The 24341-nt window shown below is 43.4% G+C and carries 16 protein-coding genes; 8 read left to right on the forward strand and 8 right to left on the reverse strand.

Annotation, left to right across the window (positions count from 1 at the left end; all coding sequences use genetic code 11):
* Positions 1-206: 206 nt before the first annotated feature.
* The 4 genes from AB4407_RS16235 to AB4407_RS16250 all read right to left on the reverse strand — a co-directional run bounded on the left by AB4407_RS16235 (position 207) and on the right by AB4407_RS16250 (position 4376).
* Complete coding sequence (locus AB4407_RS16235) at positions 207-1976, reverse strand: sodium:solute symporter family protein (protein ID WP_372121292.1); 1770 nt, start codon at positions 1974-1976, stop codon at positions 207-209.
* Positions 1977-2373: 397 nt separating this feature from the next.
* Complete coding sequence (locus AB4407_RS16240; protein ID WP_009846516.1) at positions 2374-3000, reverse strand: bifunctional 4-hydroxy-2-oxoglutarate aldolase/2-dehydro-3-deoxy-phosphogluconate aldolase; 627 nt, start codon at positions 2998-3000, stop codon at positions 2374-2376.
* A gap of 73 nt (positions 3001-3073) precedes the next feature.
* Positions 3074-4006: a sugar kinase gene (locus AB4407_RS16245; protein WP_372121293.1), complete on the reverse strand. Its 933-nt coding sequence runs from the start codon at positions 4004-4006 to the stop codon at positions 3074-3076.
* A gap of 34 nt (positions 4007-4040) precedes the next feature.
* A complete protein-coding gene (locus tag AB4407_RS16250) occupies positions 4041-4376 on the reverse strand; it encodes a cupin domain-containing protein (protein WP_009846518.1) in 336 nt (111 codons plus the stop codon).
* Positions 4377-4708: 332 nt separating this feature from the next.
* Between AB4407_RS16250 and AB4407_RS16255 the strand changes: the two genes are divergently transcribed.
* The 3 genes from AB4407_RS16255 to AB4407_RS16265 all read left to right on the forward strand — a co-directional run bounded on the left by AB4407_RS16255 (position 4709) and on the right by AB4407_RS16265 (position 11119).
* Positions 4709-6907 carry a heparinase II/III family protein gene (locus AB4407_RS16255; protein WP_372121294.1) on the forward strand — a complete coding sequence of 733 codons (2199 nt, stop codon included), beginning with the start codon at positions 4709-4711 and terminating at the stop codon, positions 6905-6907.
* 2 nt (positions 6908-6909) lie between these two features.
* Positions 6910-9063 (forward strand): heparinase II/III family protein, encoded by a 2154-nt coding sequence (locus AB4407_RS16260; protein ID WP_372121295.1) that lies wholly within the window; start codon positions 6910-6912, stop codon positions 9061-9063.
* A gap of 1174 nt (positions 9064-10237) precedes the next feature.
* Complete coding sequence (locus tag AB4407_RS16265) at positions 10238-11119, forward strand: NAD(P)-dependent oxidoreductase (protein WP_372121296.1); 882 nt, start codon at positions 10238-10240, stop codon at positions 11117-11119.
* A 506-nt stretch (positions 11120-11625) separates the two neighbouring features.
* Here AB4407_RS16265 and AB4407_RS16270 read toward each other — a convergent pair.
* Both AB4407_RS16270 and AB4407_RS16275 read right to left on the reverse strand, forming a co-directional pair.
* Complete coding sequence (locus AB4407_RS16270; RefSeq protein WP_372121297.1) at positions 11626-12993, reverse strand: MATE family efflux transporter; 1368 nt, start codon at positions 12991-12993, stop codon at positions 11626-11628.
* A 148-nt stretch (positions 12994-13141) separates the two neighbouring features.
* On the reverse strand, positions 13142-13864 hold the full coding sequence (locus tag AB4407_RS16275; RefSeq protein WP_372121298.1) for a FadR/GntR family transcriptional regulator: 723 nt from the start codon (positions 13862-13864) through the stop codon (positions 13142-13144).
* 439 nt (positions 13865-14303) lie between these two features.
* Between AB4407_RS16275 and AB4407_RS16280 the strand changes: the two genes are divergently transcribed.
* The 3 genes from AB4407_RS16280 to AB4407_RS16290 all read left to right on the forward strand — a co-directional run bounded on the left by AB4407_RS16280 (position 14304) and on the right by AB4407_RS16290 (position 17832).
* Complete coding sequence (locus AB4407_RS16280; RefSeq protein ID WP_372121299.1) at positions 14304-15023, forward strand: FadR/GntR family transcriptional regulator; 720 nt, start codon at positions 14304-14306, stop codon at positions 15021-15023.
* A gap of 203 nt (positions 15024-15226) precedes the next feature.
* Positions 15227-17089, forward strand: a complete 1863-nt coding sequence (locus AB4407_RS16285) for a DUF294 nucleotidyltransferase-like domain-containing protein (RefSeq protein ID WP_372121300.1) — start codon at positions 15227-15229, stop codon at positions 17087-17089.
* The gene (locus tag AB4407_RS16290; RefSeq protein WP_372121301.1) at positions 17089-17832 is read left to right on the forward strand and encodes a 3'-5' exonuclease; all 744 of its coding nucleotides are present in this window, start codon (positions 17089-17091) and stop codon (positions 17830-17832) included. Before AB4407_RS16285 ends, AB4407_RS16290 begins: the two co-directional genes overlap by 1 nt.
* Positions 17833-17970: 138 nt before the next feature.
* Here the strand turns inward: AB4407_RS16290 and AB4407_RS16295 are convergent, their stop codons facing one another.
* The gene (locus AB4407_RS16295; RefSeq protein ID WP_009846528.1) at positions 17971-18705 is read right to left on the reverse strand and encodes an oligogalacturonate-specific porin KdgM family protein; all 735 of its coding nucleotides are present in this window, start codon (positions 18703-18705) and stop codon (positions 17971-17973) included.
* A 1421-nt stretch (positions 18706-20126) separates the two neighbouring features.
* Here AB4407_RS16295 and AB4407_RS16300 point away from each other — a divergent pair.
* Both AB4407_RS16300 and AB4407_RS16305 read left to right on the forward strand, forming a co-directional pair.
* Entirely contained in the window at positions 20127-21899 is a 1773-nt protein-coding gene (locus tag AB4407_RS16300; RefSeq protein ID WP_026084408.1) for a sodium:solute symporter family transporter, read from the forward strand.
* 145 nt (positions 21900-22044) lie between these two features.
* Positions 22045-23661, forward strand: a complete 1617-nt coding sequence (locus AB4407_RS16305) for a polysaccharide lyase 6 family protein (protein ID WP_372121302.1) — start codon at positions 22045-22047, stop codon at positions 23659-23661.
* 138 nt (positions 23662-23799) lie between these two features.
* Here AB4407_RS16305 and AB4407_RS16310 read toward each other — a convergent pair whose 3' ends face one another.
* Positions 23800-24324, reverse strand: coding sequence for a peptide-methionine (S)-S-oxide reductase (locus tag AB4407_RS16310; protein WP_372121303.1), 525 nt, complete (start codon positions 24322-24324; stop codon positions 23800-23802).
* Positions 24325-24341 lie beyond the last annotated feature (17 nt).

Consider the following 24341-nt stretch of genomic DNA (forward strand, 5'->3'; position numbering starts at 1 on the left):
TAACTGATCGGCATTACAGCAATGCTGGCCTATTTTTTATTAAATCTTGCTGAATGAGCCCCGATAAACCAATAGCCTCGGTAAACCAATAGCCTCGGTAAAACAATAGCCTCGATAAAACAACAAAAAGCCCATGCTGTCGGGGGAAAGCATGGGCATTATTTTATGTGTTATATCAGCTAAGCGAATAGTGTTCTTTCTCTATACTATTTGAGAATCGCTCCATCATTTAGCTTTTTTGCAGGGTTTTTGGCCGCATTAACCAGTAGGATACCAACGGTTAGTACCATCGAACCACATAGTAGGAACAACAAGCGTCCTGTCGGTTCGTTTGGAATCAGAGCCATCGCAAGGATACCGAAACCTGCTGTGCTGATAAGCTTACCAAGCATTGAACGCTGTTTAGTATCTAGGTTTTGTTGCTCTTCACCTTCCGCTACTAGCGGCGTGTTCCAGTTAGTGAACAGTTGGTCAACTTCTTTCTCACGCTCTGGTGTTAGACCTTTGTAGAAGCGAGAGGTTAGGATGAAGTAACCACCAGTGAACACGACGTGAGCAGCTAGGCTAAGACCCACTTTCAAGTCGCTCCATTCACGGCCTGTAAGCGCTGTTTCCATACCGAATAGGTGCTCAATGTCTTCTGCTTGAAGAGAGATACCGAAGATGTAAGAAACGAAACCACCAACCACGAGAGTAGACCAACCAGCCCAGTCAGGGGTCTTACGAATCCACATACCTAGTAGTACAGGGATAAGCATTGGGAAGCCAATCAATGCGCCTACGTTCATTACTATATCGAACAAGCTCAAGTGACGTAGAGAGTTAATGAATAGACCAATCGCGATGATGATAACACCCATCATGATAGTCGTTAGCTTGCTTACAATAACCAGCTCTTTCTGAGTCGCGTTTTGACGAAGAATTGGGCTGTAGAAGTTCATTACAAAGATACCAGCATTACGGTTCAAACCTGAATCCATAGAAGACATCGTTGCAGCGAACATTGCTGACATAAGAAGACCAACCATACCAGCTGGCATTACGTTCTGTACGAATGCTAGGTAAGCAGCATCACCCGCTTTATCACCCATTGAAGCGTACTCTAATGCGAACTCAGGCATGAATGCACTTACGTACCATGGTGGTAGGAACCAAATTAGTGGACCAACAACCATAAGGATACATGCTAGGCCTGCCGCTTTACGTGCGTTTTCACTGTCTTTTGCACATAGGTAACGGTAAGCGTTGATGCTGTTGTTCATTACACCGAATTGCTTCACGAAGATGAACACAACCCAAAGGATGAAGATGCTCATGTAGTTTAGGTTGTTACCTAACATGAAGTCGCCGTCGAAGTTAGCAACGATGTTAGTTAAGCCACCACCGTGGAAGTAAGCTGCAACCGCACAAGTGATTGTCACGGCCATGATTACAAGCATTTGCATGAAGTCAGAAGCAACAACCGCCCAAGATCCGCCCGTTACCGCCATCAATACTAGAACCATACCCGTTACCACAATGGTTGCTTCCATTGGGATGTTAAATACAGCTGCTACGAAGATAGCGAGGCCGTTTAGCCAGATACCTGCAGAGATAAGGCTGTCAGGCATACCTGCCCATGTGAAGAACTGTTCAGACGTTTTACCAAAGCGTTGACGAATGGCTTCGATAGCCGTTACCACACGAAGTTGGCGGAACTTTGGAGCGAAGTACATATAGTTCATGAAGTAGCCAAAAGCATTGGCTAAGAATAGGATTACAATAACGAAACCGTCATTGAACGCGCGTCCTGCGGCACCTGTAAACGTCCATGCTGAAAACTGTGTCATGAAGGCAGTTGCACCAACCATCCACCACAACATTTTGCCGCCCCCTCTGAAGTAATCACTTGTAGAGGTGGTGAACTTACGGAACATCCAACCAATCGCGATTAAAAAGAAGAAGTAGGCGAGAACAACAAAAGTATCAATAGTCATCTTTTCAGCCTTTTAAGTTTCATAATTAACTGACACCTAGATTACTCCTTTCGTATGTTCATTTGTACTACAATATGTCTTTATCGTGATCTGAGACGCATGTTTATTTCATCAGAGATAGCACTTAAAGCCGTTTAATCGCTTAATTTTCTTGCAATGATCTAAAATTTCATCATTGTCGTCGGATAAATACTTGAAAATAAGCATTTAAAATAATAATACAAATATTCATGTGGATATAGGGGTAGTTGAGCGAGCGCGTTGATTGAGAAGCGACAAAACTCTAATAAGTATGGTTAAAAATAAAATAGGCGTGTCCACTTTATATCACGTAATAAAAAAGCGAGCACAGAGCTCGCTTTCGTCGTTGAACAAGTGTCAGCCGGTTAACGCGAACCTATCTATTGACTAGCTCGACAGCGTCACGCACCAGTTTGCCTAATTCGTCCCACTTACCTTCGTCGATAAGGTTAGTTGGAACCATCCAAGTACCGCCACACGCAAGTACAGAAGGGATAGATAGGTATTCGTCTACATTCTTTAAGCTCACACCACCAGTAGGCATGAATTTAACAGGGTAAACAGCTGTTAGTGCTTTAAGCATACCAGTACCGCCAGAAGGCTCAGCAGGGAAGAACTTCAGCGTGCGAAGGCCCATTTCCATAGCTTGCTCAACTAGGCTTGGGTTGTTTACACCCGGTACAATTGCAACACCTTTGTCGATACAGTATTGAACAGTGCGAGGGTTAAAACCTGGGCTTACGATGAAATCAACACCCGCTTCGATAGATGCGTCAACTTGCTCGTTAGTCAGTACAGTACCTGAACCGATTAGCATGTCTGGGAATTCTTTACGCATGATGCGAATCGCTTCGATTGCACATTCTGTACGCAGTGTGATTTCTGCACATGGCATGCCGTTTTCAACCAGTGCTTTACCTAGGGGGATGGCATCTTCAGCGCGGTTGATAGCGATTACAGGGATTACTTTTAGGTTTGCTAGTTGTTCATTTAATGTCGTCATGAATTCTTTCTCACGTTAAATGTGGGCTTGCTTTCAACTAAGCAAACCCTTGATTAATAGTTAAAGTACGTAATTATAGAGACAGATCAGGCGTCGCTTCTAGAGGAATGATAGCACCTGGATGCTGAATCACAGCCCCTGCCACAATGTGACCTGCTAATGCTGCATCACGCGCATTGCCACCGCTCAAGCGTTTAGCCAAGAAGCCTGCACTGAACGAATCGCCAGCGGCTGTTGTATCCACAATGTTGTCTACTGGGTTTGGTGCAACGTACTGAGCGGTTTGGCTTTCAACCACTAGGCAGTCTTTCGCGCCACGCTTAATGATGATCTCTTTCACACCAGACTCAGACGTACGTGCAATACACTGTTCAATGCTTTCGTCACCGTACAGCTCTTGCTCGTCATCGAACGTAAGTAGCGCTGTGTCGGTGTACTTGAGCATCTTCAAGTACCAAGAAATCGCTTCTTGTTGGCTTTCCCAAAGTTTTGGACGAAAGTTATTGTCGAAGAATACTTGGCCGCCTTGAGCTTTGAATTTGTCTAAGAAGTTAAATATCTGCGTGCGTCCGTTCTCTGTCAAGATAGCAAGCGTAATACCACTTAGGTAAACTGCGTCAAAAGAGAATAGCTTATCAAGTAGAGCAGGCGTGTCTTGTTGATCAAACATGAATTTTGCAGCAGCGTCATTACGCCAGTAGTGGAAGCTACGCTCACCAGTTTCATCGGTTTCGATGTAGTAAAGCCCTGGTTGTTTGTGATCAAGCTGAGCAATTAAGCTCGTGTCGATACCTTCTGCTTGCCACTTTTCCAACATGTCGACACTGAATGGGTCTGTACCTAACGCTGTTACATAGCTTGTTTGGATATCTTGCTCTTTTGTTAAGCGTGACAGGTAAAGTGCTGTATTCAGTGTATCGCCACCAAAACTCTGCTTAAGCCCGTCTTGTTTCTTTTGTAGCTCAACCATGCACTCGCCAATGACCGCGATGTTTAATGATTTCATATGCTTACCTTAGCAACTGAGGTTGCGCTATTCATTATTTTAGGAAATCTTCACGTGCAGGATTGAAGATATCAAGAAGGATGCTGTCTTGCTCTAGCGCAACGGCGCCGTGCATCATGTGTTTGCGAGCAAAGTAAGCATCGCCTTCTTTAAGCACTTTCTTCTCACCTTCGATTTCAGCTTCGAAGCTACCACGAACAACGTAACCGATTTGGTCGTGTATCTCATGAGTATGAGGGTGGCCAATCGCGCCTTTATCAAAACATAGGTGAACAGCCATAAGATCGTCAGTGTAAGCAACGATTTTACGCTTAATGCCGCCGCCCAATTCTTCCCATGGGTTTTCATCTAGAATAAAGAAAGAGTTCATTGTGTATCTCCTAATCTGTTTAAATCTTTTAAGTGTTACTTAACTGTGTTCATCATAAGTGAATACGGTTAATTGTAATACAATATATCCAGTGTTATGTGATATCGATCAAGCGATACTTTATATAGCTTAAATAAATCAACAACTTAACAAATGCCTGATATTTGGTGTTGTCTATTTATATCAATGGCTTATGCAGGTTTATGTGATTCTGCTCATCATTTTGCCATGAATGGGTACAATTAAAGCTCATATTGTATTACTTTATATGGAGTTTGAAAATTTAATCAAAGTTTAAACCGATAAACTCTTTATTGAGGGTGACAAAGAATATGACGACTAAACCAGTATTGTTGACTGAAGCTGAAATAGAGCAACTTCATCTTGAAGTAGGCCGTTCTAGCTTAATGGGCAAAACCATTGCAGCGAACGCGAAAGACCTAGAAGCGTTCATGCGTTTACCTATTGATGTTCCTGGTCACGGAGAAGCGGGTGGTTACGAACATAACCGCCATAAGCAAAACTACACGTACATGAACTTAGCTGGTCGCATGTTTTTGATCACTAAAGAGCAAAAGTACGCTGACTTTGTTACAGAACTACTAGAAGAATACGCAGACAAATACCTAACGTTTGATTTCCACGTACAGAAAAACACTAACCCTACAGGTCGTTTGTTCCACCAAATCTTGAACGAACACTGTTGGTTAATGTTCTCAAGCTTGGCTTACTCTTGTGTTGCTTCAACACTGACACAAGAGCAGCGTGACAACATTGAGTCTCGCATTTTCGAACCAATGCTAGAAATGTTCACCGTTAAATACGCACACGACTTCGACCGCATTCACAACCACGGTATTTGGGCAGTAGCCGCTGTGGGTATCTGTGGTCTTGCTCTTGGCAAGCGTGAGTACCTTGAAATGTCAGTGTACGGCATTGACCGTAACGACACTGGCGGCTTCTTAGCGCAAATATCTCAACTGTTTGCACCTTCTGGCTACTATATGGAAGGTCCTTATTACCACCGTTACGCGATTCGCCCAACGTGTGTATTCGCGGAAGTGATCCACCGTCATATGCCTGAAGTGGATATCTACAACTACAAAGGCGGTGTAATTGGTAACACGGTACAAGCCATGCTAGCGACGGCTTACCCGAACGGTGAGTTCCCAGCTCTTAATGATGCCTCTCGCACTATGGGTATCACAGACATGGGTGTTCAAGTCGCGGTAAGTGTTTACAGTAAGCATTACTCATCCGATAACGGCGTTGACCAAAACATCCTTGGTATGGCGAAGATTCAAGACGCAGTGTGGATGCACCCATGTGGCCTTGAGCTCTCTAAAGCTTATGAAGCAGCTTCTGCTGAAAAAGAAATCGGCATGCCTTTCTGGCCAAGTGTTGAATTGAACGAAGGCCCTGAAGGTCACAACGGCGCGCAAGGTTTTATCCGCATGCAGGATAAGAAAGGCGACGTTTCTCAGTTAGTGATGAACTACGGCCAACACGGCATGGGTCACGGCAACTTCGATACGCTGGGTATTTCTTTCTTCAACCGCGGTCAAGAAGTACTACGTGAATACGGCTTCTGCCGTTGGGTGAACGTTGAGCCAAAATTCGGCGGTCGTTACCTAGATGAAAACAAATCTTACGCTCGTCAAACGATTGCTCACAACACAGTAACGATTGACGAACAATGTCAGAACAACTTTGACGTTGAGCGTGCAGACTCAGTACACGGCTTGCCTCACTTCTTTAAAGTAGAAGACGAGAAAATCAACGGCATGAGTGCATTTGCTAACGATCACTACCAAGGTTTTGACATGCAACGCAGTGTGTTCATGCTAAACCTTGATGAGCTTGAATCTCCGCTACTATTAGACCTTTACCGCTTAGATTCTACAAAAGGCGGCGAAGGCGAGCACCAATACGACTACTCTCATCAATATGAAGGTCAGATTGTTCGTACTAACTTCGAATACCAAGCAAATAAAGAGCTGAATACGCTAGGCAATGATTTTGGTTATCAGCACCTTTGGAACGTAGCAAGCGGTGAAGTGAAGGGCACGGTACTTGTGAGCTGGCTACAAAACAACACGTACTACACATGGTTAGGCGCAACATCTAACGACAATGCTGAAGTGATCTTTACTCGCACTGGCGCTAACGATCCAAGCTTCAACCTGCGTTCAGAGCCGGCCTTCATTTTACGTAGCAAAGGCGAAACAACACTGTTCGCTTCTGTTCTAGAAACGCACGGTTACTTTAACGAAGAGTTCGAACAATCAATAAATGCTCGCGGCGTTGTGAAAGACATCAAGGTTGTAGCGCATACAAACGTCGGTTCAGTCGTCGAAATCAACACAGAGAAGTCAAATGTGACAGTGATGATCAGCAACCAACTTGGCGCGACTGAGAGCACTGAACACAAAGTAGAACTGAACGGTAAAGTATACAGCTGGGCAGGCTTCTACTCAGTAGAAACAATTTTAAACCCAGAATTAGCAAGCACAGCAGAGCAGGGGAAATAATAATGAGCTATCAACCACTTTTACTTAACTTTGAGGAAGCAGCAGAGCTTCGTAAAGAACTTGGCAAGGATAGCCTTTTAGGTAACGCACTGACTCGCGATATTAAACAAACTGACGCTTACATGGCGGAAGTTGGCATTGAAGTACCAGGTCACGGTGAAGGCGGCGGTTACGAGCACAACCGTCACAAGCAAAACTACATCCATATGGATCTAGCGGGCCGTTTATTCCTTATCACTGAGGAAACAAAGTACCGTGATTACATCGTTGATATGCTAACAGCGTACGCGACGGTGTACCCAACACTTGAAAGCAACGTAAGCCGTGACTCTAACCCTCCGGGTAAGCTGTTCCACCAAACGTTGAACGAGAACATGTGGATGCTTTACGCTTCTTGTGCGTACAGCTGTATTTACCACACCATTTCTGAAGAGCAAAAGCGTCTGATCGAAGACGATCTTCTTAAGCAAATGATCGAAATGTTCGTTGTGACTTACGCACACGACTTCGATATCGTACACAACCACGGCTTATGGGCTGTGGCAGCGGTAGGTATCTGTGGTTACGCAATCAACGATCAAGAGTCAGTAGACAAAGCGCTTTACGGCCTGAAACTCGACAAAGTAAGCGGTGGTTTCTTAGCGCAACTTGACCAACTGTTCTCGCCAGACGGCTACTACATGGAAGGTCCTTACTACCACCGTTTCTCACTACGTCCAATCTACTTGTTCGCAGAAGCGATTGAACGTCGTCAGCCTGAGCTTGGTATTTACGAATTCAACGACTCAGTGATCAAGACAACGTCTTACGCGGTATTCAAAACGGCATTCCCAGACGGTACATTGCCAGCTCTGAACGATTCATCGAAGACGATTTCTATTAACGATGAAGGCGTTATTATGGCAACGTCTGTGTGTTACCACCGCTATGAGCAGACTGAAACGTTACTTGGTATGGCTAATCACCAACAAGATGTTTGGGTCCATGCTTCAGGTAAAACATTGTCTGATGCGGTTGATGCAGCAGACGACATTAAAGCATTTAACTGGGGTAGCCTGTTTGTAACGGATGGCCCTGAAGGCGAAAAAGGCGGCGTAAGCATTCTTCGTCACCGTGACGAACAAGACGACGACACGATGGCGTTGATTTGGTTTGGTCAACACGGCAGCGATCACCAGTACCACTCTGCGCTAGACCACGGTCACTACGATGGGCTACACCTAAGCGTATTCAACCGTGGCCACGAAGTGCTGCACGATTACGGCTTCGGTCGCTGGGTAAACGTTGAGCCTAAGTTTGGCGGTCGTTACATCCCAGAGAACAAGTCTTACTGTAAGCAGACAGTTGCTCACAACACAGTAACGGTTGATCAGAAAACACAGAACAACTTCGATACGGCATTGGCTGAATCTAAGTTTGGTCAGAAGCACTTCTTCGTAGCAGACGACCAGTCTCTGCAAGGTATGAGTGGCACGATTTCTGAGTACTACACTGGCGTAGACATGCAACGTAGTGTGATTCTTGCTGAACTTCCTGAGTTTGAAAAGCCACTAGTGATTGATGTATATCGCATTGAAGCTGACGCTGAGCACCAGTACGATCTACCGGTTCACCACTCTGGTCAGATCATCCGTACTGATTTCGATTACAACATCGAAAAAACACTTAAGCCGGTAGGTGAAGACAACGGTTACCAGCACTTATGGAACGTTGCTTCAGGTAAAGTAAACGAAGAAGGTTCTCTAGTGAGCTGGCTACATGACAGCAGCTACTACAGCCTAGTAACTAGCGCGAATGCGGGCAGTGAAGTGATTTTTGCTCGCACTGGTGCTAACGATCCAGACTTCAACCTTAAGAGTGAGCCTGCGCTTATCTTACGTCAGTCTGGTCAAAACCACGTGTTTGCTTCTGTACTAGAAACACATGGTTACTTTAACGAGTCTATCGAAGCGTCTGTAGGCGCTCGTGGTCTGGTTAAATCAGTATCTGTTGTGGGCCATAACAGTGTCGGGACTGTTGTTCGCATTCAGACTACTTCTGGCAACACTTACCACTACGGTATCTCAAACCAAGCTGAAGACACGCAGCAAGCAACTCACACTGTTGAGTTTGTGGGTGAGAAATACTCGTGGGAAGGATCATTTGCTCAACTGTAAGTGATCAACACACATGCCATTTAACGATGGTGTGTGCTGATATGGTACTTTGCGGGAACGAAGTGTCATGTCATGTTCGGCTGTAAGGGTGTTCGCATCTAAGTAACTGAACGAAACTAATGTCGATGACAAAGAATATCGGAAATAAGTCAAACCGAGTAACTCACTGAGAGTTGCTCGGTTTTTTTATTCGTGTGGTTTGAGTGTGAGATCGTTTGAATTAATTGGATTCAATTTACATCTGATGTTTAGGGTTGATGACTAGGGGCTGTTGACCTTTCGTGGTTAAGTTTTGTTCGAGATAAAATCGTTTTAGGCGCGGCGAAGAGTATGTAGCCTAGTCATTCTAAGCAAATATTCTTCAACAAAGCATAAAACGATTTTAGCCGAACCCTTCGAGCAGCTCTTGTGGTTCATTTCTACAGCGTTATCGGCTTTTCATGTAGGCCAGCTACACGTCAAAGCCTCTTCCTTGTATAAATTTTCCACAAGATGCTGCAAAACCCAGCTCGAAAGATCAACAGCCCCTAAATTTAGAGAAACGTTTAATGCTGCAGCGGCGCATTGACAACGAAACGATTTAACAAAATGAACGTTGTTATCTGGTTCTGCGAGTATTGTTACGATAACTTCCAATAACTTTTAGTGCTTATAAGTAATACAATTGGTGGTTTTATATTGTTCGAAATTCATTACTTACTGGATAAGGTTGTTGAAAAATGATCGTGCTTTTTCCGCATTATTCATCACTCAGCGAGTTCTTGTTGTGAGCTAATCTAGTACCTTTTCGGCCGAAATAGATGTCAGACGCTTTCATTTCTTGGGTGGAACTTTAAGAACGTACCTGACTCATATCTCATTAGTAAGAATGATAGGAATGCACACTCATTAACCTATCAACCTTTATTTATAAGTGATTTAGCAATTCATTGCCAGTTAGATATTGTCGGGTATGAAAGACGAAAGAGTGAGTTGCTATCTGATTTTTAACTTATTAATCACAAGATCTATTCTTTAGGTTTATATGAGGCCAATTCGATAAGTGATGCCAGTATCCGCATTCGAAATTCATGCGCTGGATCACGCACGAAAGACCTAAAACGGTTGCCTTAGGGGATTCAGGTAGTTATTATAATGAGCATATAATCATACAATAAGATATTTGGAGTTGAACATGACTAAACCTGTAATCGGTTTCATTGGCCTAGGCCTTATGGGCGGCAACATGGTTGAAAACCTGCAAACACGCGGTTACCACGTAAACGTAATGGATCTAAGCGCTGAAGCTGTTGCTCGCGTTACAGATCGCGGCAATGCGACTGCATTCACTTCTGCTAAAGAACTAGCTGCTGCAAGTGACATCATTGAGTTTTGTCTAACAACTTCTGCTGTTGTTGAAAAAATTGTTTACGGCGAAGACGGCGTTCTAGCGGGCATCAAAGAAGGCGCAGTACTCGTAGACTTCGGTACGTCGATTCCTGCTTCTACTAAGAAGATCGGCGCAGCTCTTGCTGAGAAAGGCGCAGGCATGATCGACGCTCCTCTAGGCCGTACACCTGCACACGCAAAAGATGGTCTTCTGAACATCATGGCTGCTGGCGACATGGAAACTTTCAACAAAGTTAAACCTGTTCTTGAAGAACAAGGCGAAAACGTATTCCACCTAGGTGCTCTAGGTTCAGGTCACGTGACTAAGCTTGTGAACAACTTCATGGGTATGACAACGGTTGCGACTATGTCTCAAGCTTTCGCTGTTGCTCAACGCGCTGGCGTTGATGGCCAACAACTGTTTGATATCATGTCTGCAGGTCCATCTAACTCTCCGTTCATGCAATTCTGTAAGTTCTACGCTGTAGACGGTGAAGAGAAGTTAGGTTTCTCTGTTGCTAACGCTAACAAAGACCTTGGTTACTTCCTTGCACTTTGTGAAGAGCTAGGTACTGAGTCTCTAATCGCTCAAGGTACTGCAACAAGTCTACAAGCTGCTGTTGATGCTGGCATGGGTAACAACGATGTACCAGTAATCTTCGACTACTTTGCTAAACTAGAGAAGTAATCACGTCGTTTAGACACGGTTGGATAAAGAACCTGCTCATTTGAGTGGGTTTTTTTATGCTTGTTTTTAGACATTCTTGGAACGATATTTTTTAAGGAAGTGTACTTAATGAAGTGTGGGAAGAATGAAAACGGGTTGGTAGAGTTGGGTATCTGATTCGCTAATGTGTTGAACATAAACATAAGGATCAACTGGTGACATGAGGTTATGAAATTACAAGACTATGTCTGCCCAATAATTAGTATATAGACACACGTATTGCTCAAAGAGGGCAACAATCCAAACGATAACCCACTCAACGCCATTTAATAATGAGGAATATACGGTGACTAGCAAGGTTACCGTTATTGTTTACTAGGACTTAATGCAGCCTTATTCTTTTTGGCGTAGCGAAATGTCTAGGCTCTTCGTTTGAGCTATATCGATCTAAATGAGATAAGCCTGAGACTGCACAAGCAGTTCAGACATTTTCACGGGACAGTAACTTTGTTACTTTTTGGTGGCGATCAGTCATACATCAATTCGTTGGCTTTGTTTGAGTCGAACTCTCTCAATGACTTGCGAGCAAGATGTCTGAAGGGCAGCGCTTTTACTAGCTCTTCAAAAGGCTGAATTGCAAATGCCCAAAAGATAGAGCCGTCTAATCCATAGATGATCAATGCACACAATGGAATTGAAATTATCCATTGACCAGTAAAGTTGATTTTGAAGACTGCGGTTGTTTTGCCTAGTGCTCTTAATACGTGTCCGTGAACGGTGTTGTAGCCACGAACGATCGGCAAGAAGATGTAAAGTGGGGCGATAACAGCCAGTGCTTGATAGGTAGAAGGATCTAAGTCTGGATACACATCGCCAATCACCAAACTTAAGCCGGCAAACATCACCGCACAAACCACAGAAATACCAACCGCCACATCAATACTGGTATCAACGTTTTTGGTTAAGTCATCCATTTTCTTCGAACCGATCGCTTGGCTGATCGTAATCGCGGAAGAATGCGCCCAAGCGGTAATAAATTGAGTGCCGGCACGTATCCACGGCATCACCAAGGTGATCGCTACGTAGGCGTTAATGTTGAGCTGTGAGTACAACAACTGATAGATCGTCGCGCCAATCGACAGCATAGTCACGTTCGCTGCGACAGGGAATATTTCAATGAAGTGACGACGGATGTTAGCAATGAACTCTGACTTTTCAGTATCCAGTTTCAGTGACACGGACGAATCGTAATGCACACACAGAATCAAATACACAAGACGAATCGTAATGGCAATAACGCTACCTAGTGCTGCACCTTGTACGCCAATCCCTTCAAAGTTTGAGAAGCCGTGAATAAGCACATAGGAGAGCACGGCATTGACCGGTAGTTCGATTAAGTAACCTTTAAACGGAACTTTGGTTCTTCCTAACCCGTTAAATAACGCGATGATAACTTGCGTTAATGCAGTGAAGATCACCAGATATTTTGAGATGTCTAGATAATGACTGATCTCAAGGTGAAGTGTCTTATCGTCGGTTAATGCTTGGATTAGAGGTTGTTCAAAAAAGGTAAGCAGAAGCCAAAACATCGATGCGACACCAACATTGATGAACAGACCCGCCCAAAATGCTTTCGATAGTGAAGAGCTAACGCCAGATCCCACAGCTCGGCTGAGAACCAGCTGCGTACCATTAGCCAACGCCATTTGAATACCCAACACAAACGCGATGATGGTTGTTGCAATGCCCATTGCAGCAAGAGGTATTTCACCAAGCGGAGAAACCAATAACGTGTCGATCATTAACATCGACTGCATCAGTAATGCGTTTAAGGCGAGGGGCCAAGCGAGAGAGAAGTTTTTCCTTACGTACGATTGCGAAGACACAAACAACACCTTATGTGTATAACCGTAAGTGTTCTCTGAGACGACCCGACTTCAAGGTTTAAAGATGAAACACTACGGTATGGGTGGTAAAAAATTGGACGCTAAAATGTGACTGACTCGTGTATTGAGATACACGAGTCAGTTTGGTCAATCTTGGTTATGCGATGGCTTGTTCAACCCGAGACAGCTTTTGGTTTTCATCGTCTAGTAACACTTGTGAAGCTATTCGAGCTTGCTGAGCGTTACCCGACATAATCGCATCGTAAATCGCTTTATGCTCTTCTAAACAGAAGCGACCGCCTTCGGCTGAATGGTCGATAAACTGCTTGAAGATTGTCGAGAGAATGTTTGCGAACGGAATGTAGAACTGATTACCTGTTGATAAGAAAATCGTTTGGTGAAACAGGTGATCGTTGGTTGTCCACTCTTCATAATCAAAGCAGTTTGCCGCAATAGACATCTTTTGGAACAGAATCGAAAGCTCTTTGCGTTGTTCTACCGTAGCGTTGGTTGCTGCTAGCGCACACGCTTCTGGGTCAATCGCTTTTCTCAAGCCTAAGAACTGAGACAAGAAGGGTTTGGTGTCTTCTAAGTCTTGAATCCAGTACAGCAATTGCGGATCTAAGAAGTGCCATTGCGTTCTTGGTTTGATACGAGTGCCGACTTTCGGTTTTGACTCAATCAGCCCTTTTGCAGAAAGTAGCTTGGTTGATTCTCGAAGGGCTGTTCTGCTTACTCCAAAGATATCGCACAGCGCCATTTCGCTGGGTAATTTCTCGTTTTCTTTGAGCTCTCCCGACAATATTTTACGCGCAATCTGTCGAGCGACTTGAACATGAATTCGGCGGCTTGAATCTTCCACCAATGAAAATATAGCCATATAAACCACCTCAGGCCGACGTATTAAGTATAAAACCGTGGATAGATCTAAGTTAGCGCGACTTTAAGCTAGCGTGAGAATGCTTGTCGCGGCTACCGAGTTAAACATCTACAGTCACCTTTTATTTTCAATAAATCATACAATAACACTTTGTTCGATCAAGCGTATTCCAATAGAAATGCGTCGCAGTGGAGGGCAACTCACAAGTTAAGGTGATTTTTGTGATATTACGCATGCCAAAATTGCGTAAATAGGAACTATTTGTATGTATAAATAAGAAGGTACGACAGGTAGTGATAAGCTTCGAAAAGTTTGTGGGATTTTGATAGAACCATAGAGTATAAGGGAGCTCACGTTATTATTCCCCTTATTTGGTGCATTATACTTTCAGTGCTATAGTACGAGTTAAATAATACATATCTAATAAGTAAGTAGACTCATGGCAGACACTTTCAAATCTATTTCAGGCTCTAAGCGAAGTCTTCATGTGCAGGTAGCACGTGAAATCGCTCGTGGTATTTTGTCGGGTAATTTACCTCAGGGTTCGATTATCCCTGGTGAAATGGCTCTGTGTGAGCAGTTTGGTATTAGCCGCACGGCGTTGCGAGAGGCGGTGAAACTTCTAACGTCAAAGGGCCTGTTAGAGTCACGCCCTAAAATCGGCACTCGCGTTGTTGATCGTGCATACTGGAACTTCTTAGATCCTCAGCTTATCGAATGGATGGATGGCTTAGCGGATACAGACCAATTCTGTCATCAGTTTTTAGGTTTGCGTCGTGCCATTGAGCCTGAAGCGTGTGCATTGGCAGCTAAGTTTGCAACTGCAGAGCAACGTATTGAATTATCAGAAATTTTCCAAAAAATGGTAGAAATTTCTAGCGAAGAAACGCTTGATCAAGCACGCTGGTTAGATATTGATACGAAGTTCCATAGCCTTATCTTCAATGCAACGGGTAATGACTTCTACTTACCGTTTGGCAACATACTGACCACGATGTTTGTTAACTTTATTGTGCACTCTTCTGAAGAAGGCAGCACATGCATTAACGAACATCGCGCAATATACGAAGCAATTATGGCTGGTAATTGTGATAAAGCACGCCAAGCTTCGGCAAGCCACCTGCAAGAGTCAAACCACCGATTGCCAGTAGCAAGTTAACTTAAAGCACTTGATGTGCCCTTACAAATTTTAAAGCACGCATTTAGCGTGCTTTTTTGTATCTGTATTTTATGTTTCTGGTATTGCACTGCTTATTCTGATCTCTAAAACTTGATCAATTCTGTTATTCAACTTGAAAATCTACTCGCAACTCGAAATATTAGTTATATAATAATACTAATTAAGTATGTGCGAGTATGGTTATGCCTCAATCTCTTTTACCAAATATTCTTCAATTTATCGGTCAGATAGATCCTTTCGATAAGATCCCTAAACAAGCTCTTCGTGAACTTGCCTCTAATGTTCAGATCACTTACCTCGGCAAAGGGGATGTGGTTGATCTATGTGAGTCGGGTAAAGAAAAGTCGCTCTATATCATCCGAACGGGTTCTATGGAGCAAAGAAAGTCAGACGGTGTACTTCGTGCACGTTTAGGCAGTGAAGACTTGTTCGGCTTTACGTTCTTAGATTCTGAAGTTAACGACGAGAAAGGCTACAGAGCGATCGCAATCGAAAATAGCTTACTTTATGTGATTCCACATTCGGCGCTTCAAGCGTTGTTTAAGGCATTCCCAAGCTGCGCAGAACACTTTGCATCACAGGCGCAGGTTCGGTTGAAGTCGGCACTTGATGTTGTGTGGTCAAACAAAGAAAAAGGCTTGTTCATTCGTAAGGTTGAAGAAGTGGCAAGCGGGCAGGTGGCTATCGTTAAGTCTGAACAAACTATTCAATCGGTCGCGGTTGAAATGCTTCATCAACGCTCGCCATGTGCCGTGATTTATGAGAACGACACAATCGTTGGCTTGATCACGGATAGGGATATGACCAAGAGAGTCATCGCTCATGGTGTCAGTACCGATAGCCTTATTTCGGAGGTAATGACGCACTCTCCATTGACGGTTAAACCGGATGATCTTGTACTGCATGCTGCGTCTATCATGATGCAGTTCAATATCCGTAACTTGCCCGTTGTGAAAGAGAATAAAGTCGTAGGCCTTCTCACCACGTCCCACCTAGTTCAGAATCACCGTGTTCAAGCGATCTTTTTAATCGAGAAAATCAAATATGCGGGCAGTGTGAAAACCATGTCTTCGTTTACCCCTGAGCGACAAGCTATTTTTGAAGCGCTGGTGGAAGGCAAGGTTGCACCGGAAACTGTCGGTAAGGTAATGACCATGATCATGGATGCCTACACACGCCGATTGATTCAGATAGCGATTGATAAGTTAGGCCCACCGCCTTGCGATTTTTCTTGGATTGTTGCGGGATCACATGCTCGTAATGAAGTTCATATGCTGTCGGATCAAGATAGTGCGATTGTACTTGCTGACGATGCGACAGACAGTGACCGTATTTACTTCAAACACTTAGCGATGATGGTGACTAACGGATTAGCGAGTTGCGATTACCCATTGTGTCCGGGTAAATTCATGGCGGCGACACCAAAATGGTGCCAGCCACTTGGTGTTTGGAAGCACTACTATAAAAAGTGGGTCGCAAACCCTGAGTACGAACGCTTACTCAACATCAGTGTATTCCTAGAGATTCGAACCATTTATGGCAACAGTGAGTTCGAAGGTATTCTTCGTGATGAGTTGCATTCTAATATTCGCAGCAACCGTGAGTTTTTAAGCACACTAGTGAAAGATGCCGTGAACACCAATCCGCCACTGGGTATCTTCAACAGTTTGGTTCTAGAGAAATCGGGTGAGAATAAGAAAACACTCAATGTGAAGAAGTACGCCATCAACTTGATTATCGATCTTGCGCGTATTTACGGATTAGCGGTGGAATGTGATTTGTCGGCAACCGATGAACGCTTTGCTGCAGCCAATGAAAAAGGTATGTTGAGTGATGACGCGTTCAAGAACATCCTTGGTGCGTATCAGTTCATTCTCTCTTTCCGTTTTGGTCATCAACTTGAAGCCCTGAAACATGGGGAAGTGCCAGACAACAACATCAACCCAGACAGTTTTGGTAGCTTTGAACGTAAGCACTTGAAAGATGCCTTTAGGATCATTGCAGACCTACAGGAAGCAGCGAAAATCCGTTTCGGAGCACGCTAATGAAGCCACGCTCAATAAAGAAGTGTTTAAAGCACGTTCTGAACTACTTTCATCCGCTTGAGAAAATTAAGCGCACACGAAAGCAATATTTGAATACGGTTAAGCTGCCAGAGGCGTTGCATGCTCTTGTGGAGCAACCTTGTCCAGAGATGACGGACTTGGCTAAAGATAGCGAATATATCGTTTTAGATCTTGAAACTACGGGCTTAGACAGCGAACAAGATCTGATTTTGTCTATGGGTTGGGTCGATGTGGTCAAGGGGCGAATAGACTTAGCTTCCGCCAAGCATATTTATCTGGATAACGATTCGCAGATCAATGCTGAAACTGCAGTTATCAACCACATCACACCACAAATGCTGGAAGAGGGCGCTTCAATTCATGATGCTATGCTGACGTTTTTCGAAGCCACAAAAGGTAAAATCATCGTCGCGCACGCTTGTGTGGTCGAAGAGAAGTTCATTAGCCAGTATCTATTAAGATGCTATGGCTTAAGGCAGTTGCCTTTACTTTGGCTAGATACACTATGTATTGAGAAGAGCATGGAGAAAGCGATCAGTAACCATGAAGAGGTGGATTTAACTCTAGCGGGTACGCGAGAAAGGTATGGGCTTCCTGAGTACAACAGCCACAATGCATTAGCCGATGCCGTCTCAACAGCGGAATTGTTTTTGGCTCAGCAGAAGCGAGTTGTGCCTAACGATGACGTGACCGTTGCATTTCTCTATCGGATCAGTCATTAGGGTGAGGAGCGTTAAGTACTCGGCTCTTATTTGAATGAATTGATTTGAAAGAAGAAAAGCCAGCGATTAAGCTGGCTTTTGTTTAGGTCTTAGAAAATTAGGACAGTAATTATCTTAGATTATTCATATAGCTATCGATTAGAAGCTGTAAGTTAGACCAACACGGCTACGTAGTTCACGAGTCGCTTTCGTCGATGAAGTACTCACATCACCAAACTCTACATATGGTGCCCATTGACCCATAATGTGGCGAATACTTGCATTTAACTCGTAGTTTGTATCATCGTTGTCGTAGATGTTGTAATCATCTGCTTTGTAGTAGTTACCTTCAAAACCGAAACGCCAGTTCTCCATTGAGTAGTTGATGTTTGCTGTTAAGCGATGGCGACGTTGGTTTTCATCGTTTTGATAAGTTAAGTAGCCGTTATCTAAGATAGGCTTGCCGTCCGAGTCAGTTGCAATTGATTTTGTGTTCTGTCTCATATCGTAACGGTAACGTGCACTTAGGCTTAAACCGTCAATGCTGTCGACACTGTATGTCGCGCGAACTTGAGGTTTGTATGTGACACCAGACTCGCGACCTTCAATTGGCATACCGTAAGTCATCGTCCAGTTATCGTTAAGTACATGGCGATAATTAAGACCAAGTTCCCAACCATTATTCTTCAAATCTTCCATAAACTCACCGTCTTCTCCCTTGAATTTAGCTTCAATATCGACAAGGAAGTTTCCGATGCTATCTCCTAGTTTTACACGAGTAGCATGTTGATCCGTATGGCTTTTGTATTCGTGTCTCATATCGAAAGACGCGGCAGATACTGATCCTGCTGCTAGTACAGATGCCACAGCAATCACGATTTTAGTTTTATTCATGGTATTAGTTCCATATTTATAGGTTGAGTATTGGCCATAATTACAAGCCAAATAGAGTAGTTCTTGTCTTCAATGCATTTTGTGTTTGAAATTATTTCTTGGTTATTTCAAATTTGTTTTGCATTTAAATAATACAAATATACTAACGATTTGAAGGCGTATGATCTGTGAATTTGATCGTGTTGTTAGGACAAAACCACTATTTACAAAGGGTTACAAAGTTGGTTTATTTTAGTAGGTTTATGATTTTTAGTTAATTTATTGTTTATTGATAATGATTTTTCAGGATTTTGTTCATCAATAAATGTGCGCTACAGCAAAAAATTGAATCTTTAGATGTTATCCTTATTTGTAATACATTACTATTTACTTGCTTTGTGTAGCGACACATAACTTTGTTGTGTTGATTGCACAAACTGACGGTATGAAGCCGAATAAGTAACAATGGTCTTGAAGCTAAATGGAATAAAACCAACTGCTTTAAGATCATGAGTTATTTGCTTGAGGTGACTTAAAGCTCACTCGGAGATGGTTTGAAATGTAGTAGGCAAGGCAGCGTCATAGCCTGCTATATCAGTATGAACTTGATAGGAATGAACTGGGTTCGAATAGTTACCCGTTGTTCTCATCGGAGACAAAGAAGAAATCGTTGAAGTGCTTGCGAAAGCATTTTGATTATTGCTCCCAACTATTCTAATTATAACTTCTGTTTTCGTTTAGAAAGGTAGGAGATGGTAGTCGAAGATCTGCCCTTGCGCTCATGTTGATACAGGCAACATGAGCGTTTTTTTTATCTGAAATTTGAGTAGAGAGTCGTTTGAGGTTCAATAAGCGTGTAACCAGGGCTTAAGAGCTAGGCTTTTAGGTTGATGACAGCACGTTCAATTGAGTCTGTTTGCTCTACTACTGAAGTTGCACATTTTTAATGGGCGAGAGAAACTGTAACGGGTGTGTTAAAAGCATTTTACTTCCGTGTATCCCTGTCAGTATCTAATAGTGGTTTCCAAGTTTTCGTTATTAGCTACCTAATATAGGGAACTTTCAAAAAACAGATCTTTAATATTATTTGCAGTACAAATATGTTGATTTTATTCATTTTTATAAATTATATTTAACGAATTTTTTGTTGTTCGCATTTGAACTTTTATCGTGACGAATAATAGTTTTTAACGATGATTCTTCGTATTTTAGAGACTTTGTTCATGTTTTTCGGGGTTTTGAACGAAATTTAGTGCGGGTGGCTGCACTCACTTGAGAAATTATGCTCGTAGGAGGTGCAAATTTGAACTCGATCACTTGTATGATTATTTGAGTGTTGGACTGTAAGATCACTGTCACGTATTTAAGTTATTGTAGTACAAATGCAGTTACCATCTATCTATAGTGACCTCAACAAAAAACATAAATAAAAAGGTCTAAAGATGGAACTCAATACCCTGATAGTTGGCATCTATTTCCTATTCTTAATTGCGATAGGGTGGATGTTTAGAACGTTTACAAGTACGACAAGTGATTACTTCCGTGGGGGAGGTAACATGCTGTGGTGGATGGTAGGTGCAACAGCATTTATGACCCAGTTCAGTGCGTGGACATTTACTGGTGCCGCGGGTAAAGCTTTTACCGATGGTTTTGCGGTAGCGATTATCTTCATTGCTAACGCGTTCGGTTACCTAATGAACTACCTTTACTTCGCTCCGAAGTTCCGCCAACTGCGTGTTGTGACGGTAATTGAAGCGATTCGTATGCGTTTTGGTAAAGTGAATGAGCAAGTATTCACTTGGTCTGGTATGCCAAACAGCGTTATCTCTGCTGGTATCTGGTTGAATGGTCTAGCGATCATCGCATCGGGTATCTTCGGCTTTGATATGACAACAACGATTATCCTAACGGGTCTGGTTGTACTGATCATGTCAGTGACGGGCGGCTCTTGGGCGGTAATCGCATCTGACTTTATGCAGATGGTTATCATCATGGCGGTAACGGTGACATGTGCAGTCGTTGCTATTTACCACGGTGGCGGTGTTACGCAGATCGTTAGCGACTTCCCAACGGATTCGTTCATCACGGGTGACAACCTTAACTACATGAGCATCTTCAGCATCTGGGCTGTGTTCATCTTCTTAAAGCAGTTCAGCATTACCAACAACATGCTTAACTCTTATCGTTACCTTGCTGCGAAAGACTCAAACAACGCACGTAAAGCCGCTCTACTTGCATGTGTACTAATGACGCTTGGTCCAATCATCTGGTTCATGCCTTCTTGGTTCATGGCTGGTCAAGGTGTTGATTTAGCAGCAGCTTACCCTGAAGCAGGTAGCAAAGCCGCTGACTTCGCTTACCTTTACTTCGTTCAAGAATACATGCCTGCAGGTATGGTTGGTCTTCTGATTGCCGCTATGTTTGCAGCAACCATGTCTTCAATGGACTCAGGTCTAAACCGTAACTCAGGTATCTTCGTTAAGAACTTCTACGAGCCGATTCTTCGCCCTAAAGCGACAGAGAAAGAGCTAATGGTCGTTTCTAAACTAACGTCTACTTTCTTCGGCATCGCGATCATCTTGGTTGCTCTGTTCATCAACTCTCTTAAAGGTCTGAGCCTTTTCGACACCATGATGTACGTGGGCGCATTGATCGGCTTCCCAATGACGATTCCAGCATTCTGTGGCTTCTTCATCCGTAAAACACCTGACTGGGCAGGTTGGGGCACGCTAGTTGTAGGTGGTGTGGTTTCTTACTTCGTTGGTTTCGTTATCACAGCTGACATGATCCAAAACTGGTTCGGTCTAAACGAGCTAACAGGCCGTGAGTGGGCTGACCTGAAAGTGGCTATCGGCCTTATCGGTCACATCGTATTTACTGCTGGCTTCTTCGTACTATCAACACTGTTCTACAAGCCTCTTGCTGAGCACCGCGAGAAAGACGTAGACAAGTTCTTCAACAACCTAGCGACACCATTGGTTGCTGAAAGTAACGAGCAGAAGAAACTGGATAACAAGCAACGTCGTATGTTGGGTTCACTTATTGCAGTAGCAGGTGTGGGCGTAATGACCATGTTCGTACTGCCTAACCCAATGTGGGGACGCATGGTGTTCGTTCTTTGTGGCTTGATTGTATTCTCTGTTGGTTTGCTGCTTGTTAAAGCGGTGGATGACAAGGTCGAAAAGCAAGACGAAGTAACACCAGCTGAAAGCTAAGTCTTCTATTTACATAGAGATACGCTTTCGACAAGACGACAAATCTTAAGAAGTTATAAGTTCAAACAAAGAAAACTTTAATAAAACGGTCACCAGTTTGGGTGGCCGTTATTTTGGTAATCCAGTATTTAATGTGAGATGTAAGATGAAGAAAAAATTAATTTCGGTAAGCATTATTAGCGCGTTTACGTTAGCTTTCGCGACAGGCTGCACGACTCAAGAAAAAGCAGCACCCGTGATCAGCGCGGCTGAGCAAGCGGTACCTTCGATCAGCGAAATCGATCGTAGTTACTTACTAACTAGCGACCGCTTAACTGAGGTTGATGGCAATACACTAGACGTTGCTTCAGAAGAACAAGTGGCTGCGCTTAAAGCACAATTTGAAAACCTAAAAGATGGCGACGAAGTGGTTATCCCTAACGGTAAGTACGCGAACTTAGGTCAAGTGACGATTACCGCAAATGACATCACTATCAAAGCTGAGCAGGCTGGTTCTGCGTGGATCACTGGCTTGATCCAGTTTGAATTGAAAGGTGATGACATCACGCTTGATGGCCTAGTGTTTACCGAAGGCGGTCCAAACGAACGTTTTGGCGCAGTACGTATGATGGGTAATGGCAACACGCTGCAAAACTCAACATTCTACTACTTTAACCACGCTTATGAATATCAACCAGATGAGCGTCGTTCTGAATACCCGAGATACCTGTGGGTTTCTCTATGGGGTAAAGACGGTAAGGTGATCAACAATCGCTTTGAAGGCAAACAAAAGCGCGGTACGTTGATTGGTGTACAGAAAGATGATTCTGCAGACAATCACTTGATTGCTAATAACATCTTCATGGATCAGAAACCGAATCAGTTTAATGAATTCGACATCAAAGAGGCGATTCGTTACAACGGCAACAGCTGGGAAGCACTTCGTATTGGTGATTCAAAATCTTCTCAGTGGGATTCCAATTCAAAATTCGTTAATAACTTGATGATCGACATGGATGGCGAGCGCGAGCTTGTCTCTGTTAAGTCGGGTGGCAACACAATTTCTGGTAATACAATTTTTGAAAGTTCTGCTTTGATTTCTTTGCGTCATGGTAAAGGAAGTAGTGTTGAAAATAACATTATTCTAGGTAATAAAAAGAACTTAACTGGTGGCATTCGAATCTATGATGAAGACCATGTTATCCGTAATAACTACATTGCGAATACACGTGGACGTGACGGTGTGATTGAAGGCAATGCTGACCTACGTGGCGGTATCGTGATTAATACGGGTATCATTGATGTGGCAAACGGCGAAGAGCTAGATCAGTCGGTGAAAGGTAAAGAGCTTAACAAACAGTGGACGCCTAAAAACATCACCATCGAGAACAACTCACTGGTTGATACACAGTGGGGCATTATCTATGGCAATCAAACTCACCGTGTGAGCCTGTTCAATAATGCCGAAGTTGAAAAGATTTATGCCGGTGTTGATATCGCGTTTAATAATAACGTTGTCGATAATTCAGGGTCTCCAGAGTTTGTCAGTGTTCGTGCAACGGAAGATTACCCGTTAGTGGGTGCGACTTACACAGACGAAACTTACGTGGGTCAAGTGACGGATTCTGAGCTGATTGAAAGCTATTCGGTTGAACTACCAAAAGTAGCGGTAGAAAACGGGATGAACGCTTACCAAGATAAAGGTGCAGATGTGTCTAAACTGGCAGTGGTAACGGCTGAAACAGCGGGTCCAAATTACGTTCTTGAAAATACAACTAAGTAACTTATTTATTAACGCTAAACGCTAAACGCTAAATGGTTTGAGCTATCAAATAAATTTACGATAGCTGTCTAGGTCATTAAAACTTAAAAAGCCTCAACGGGTAATGCCTGTTGAGGCTTTATCGATCTTGCGTCGTGACTACCGTGATTTATACTTATGCAGCAGATCCCAAGGGATGTGACACAGGTGGTGGTCCTCAGGAAAGTGAGTCAGGTGATGTTGGTGGATAGGAGCACTGGCGACATAATTGGTCAATGCTAATACCTCTACTGCGATTCTGTCCGTATCATCACGAGAGGCGATGAAGCGATTGGCTTCAGTTAAGTGCAAGGGGTCAGTGCTGTAAATACCCGTGCGATACTTCTCGCCTACATCGACACCTTGTTTATTCACGCTGTATGGGTCAATAATTTCGAAAAGGTGCTCCATTAGAACCGTAACTGATGTGATACTCGGGTCAAACTCAATTTGGACACACTCTGCGTAACCATCGTAATCGTTTTGAGCATCATTGTTTGGTGCTGTCCCATTTGCGGTGTCGTTTGCAGTTAATTGGGCATTTCCATTGGCACGTCCAGCTTCTGTGCTGACTACTCCGGGTACATACTTGATGAACTCTTGGACACCCCATAAACACCCACCAGCTAAATAAATTTGTTCCATACTTTTCATATCTCAAC

Source organism: Vibrio sp. 10N.261.46.E11, assembly GCF_041472735.1.
GTDB lineage: Bacteria > Pseudomonadota > Gammaproteobacteria > Enterobacterales > Vibrionaceae > Vibrio.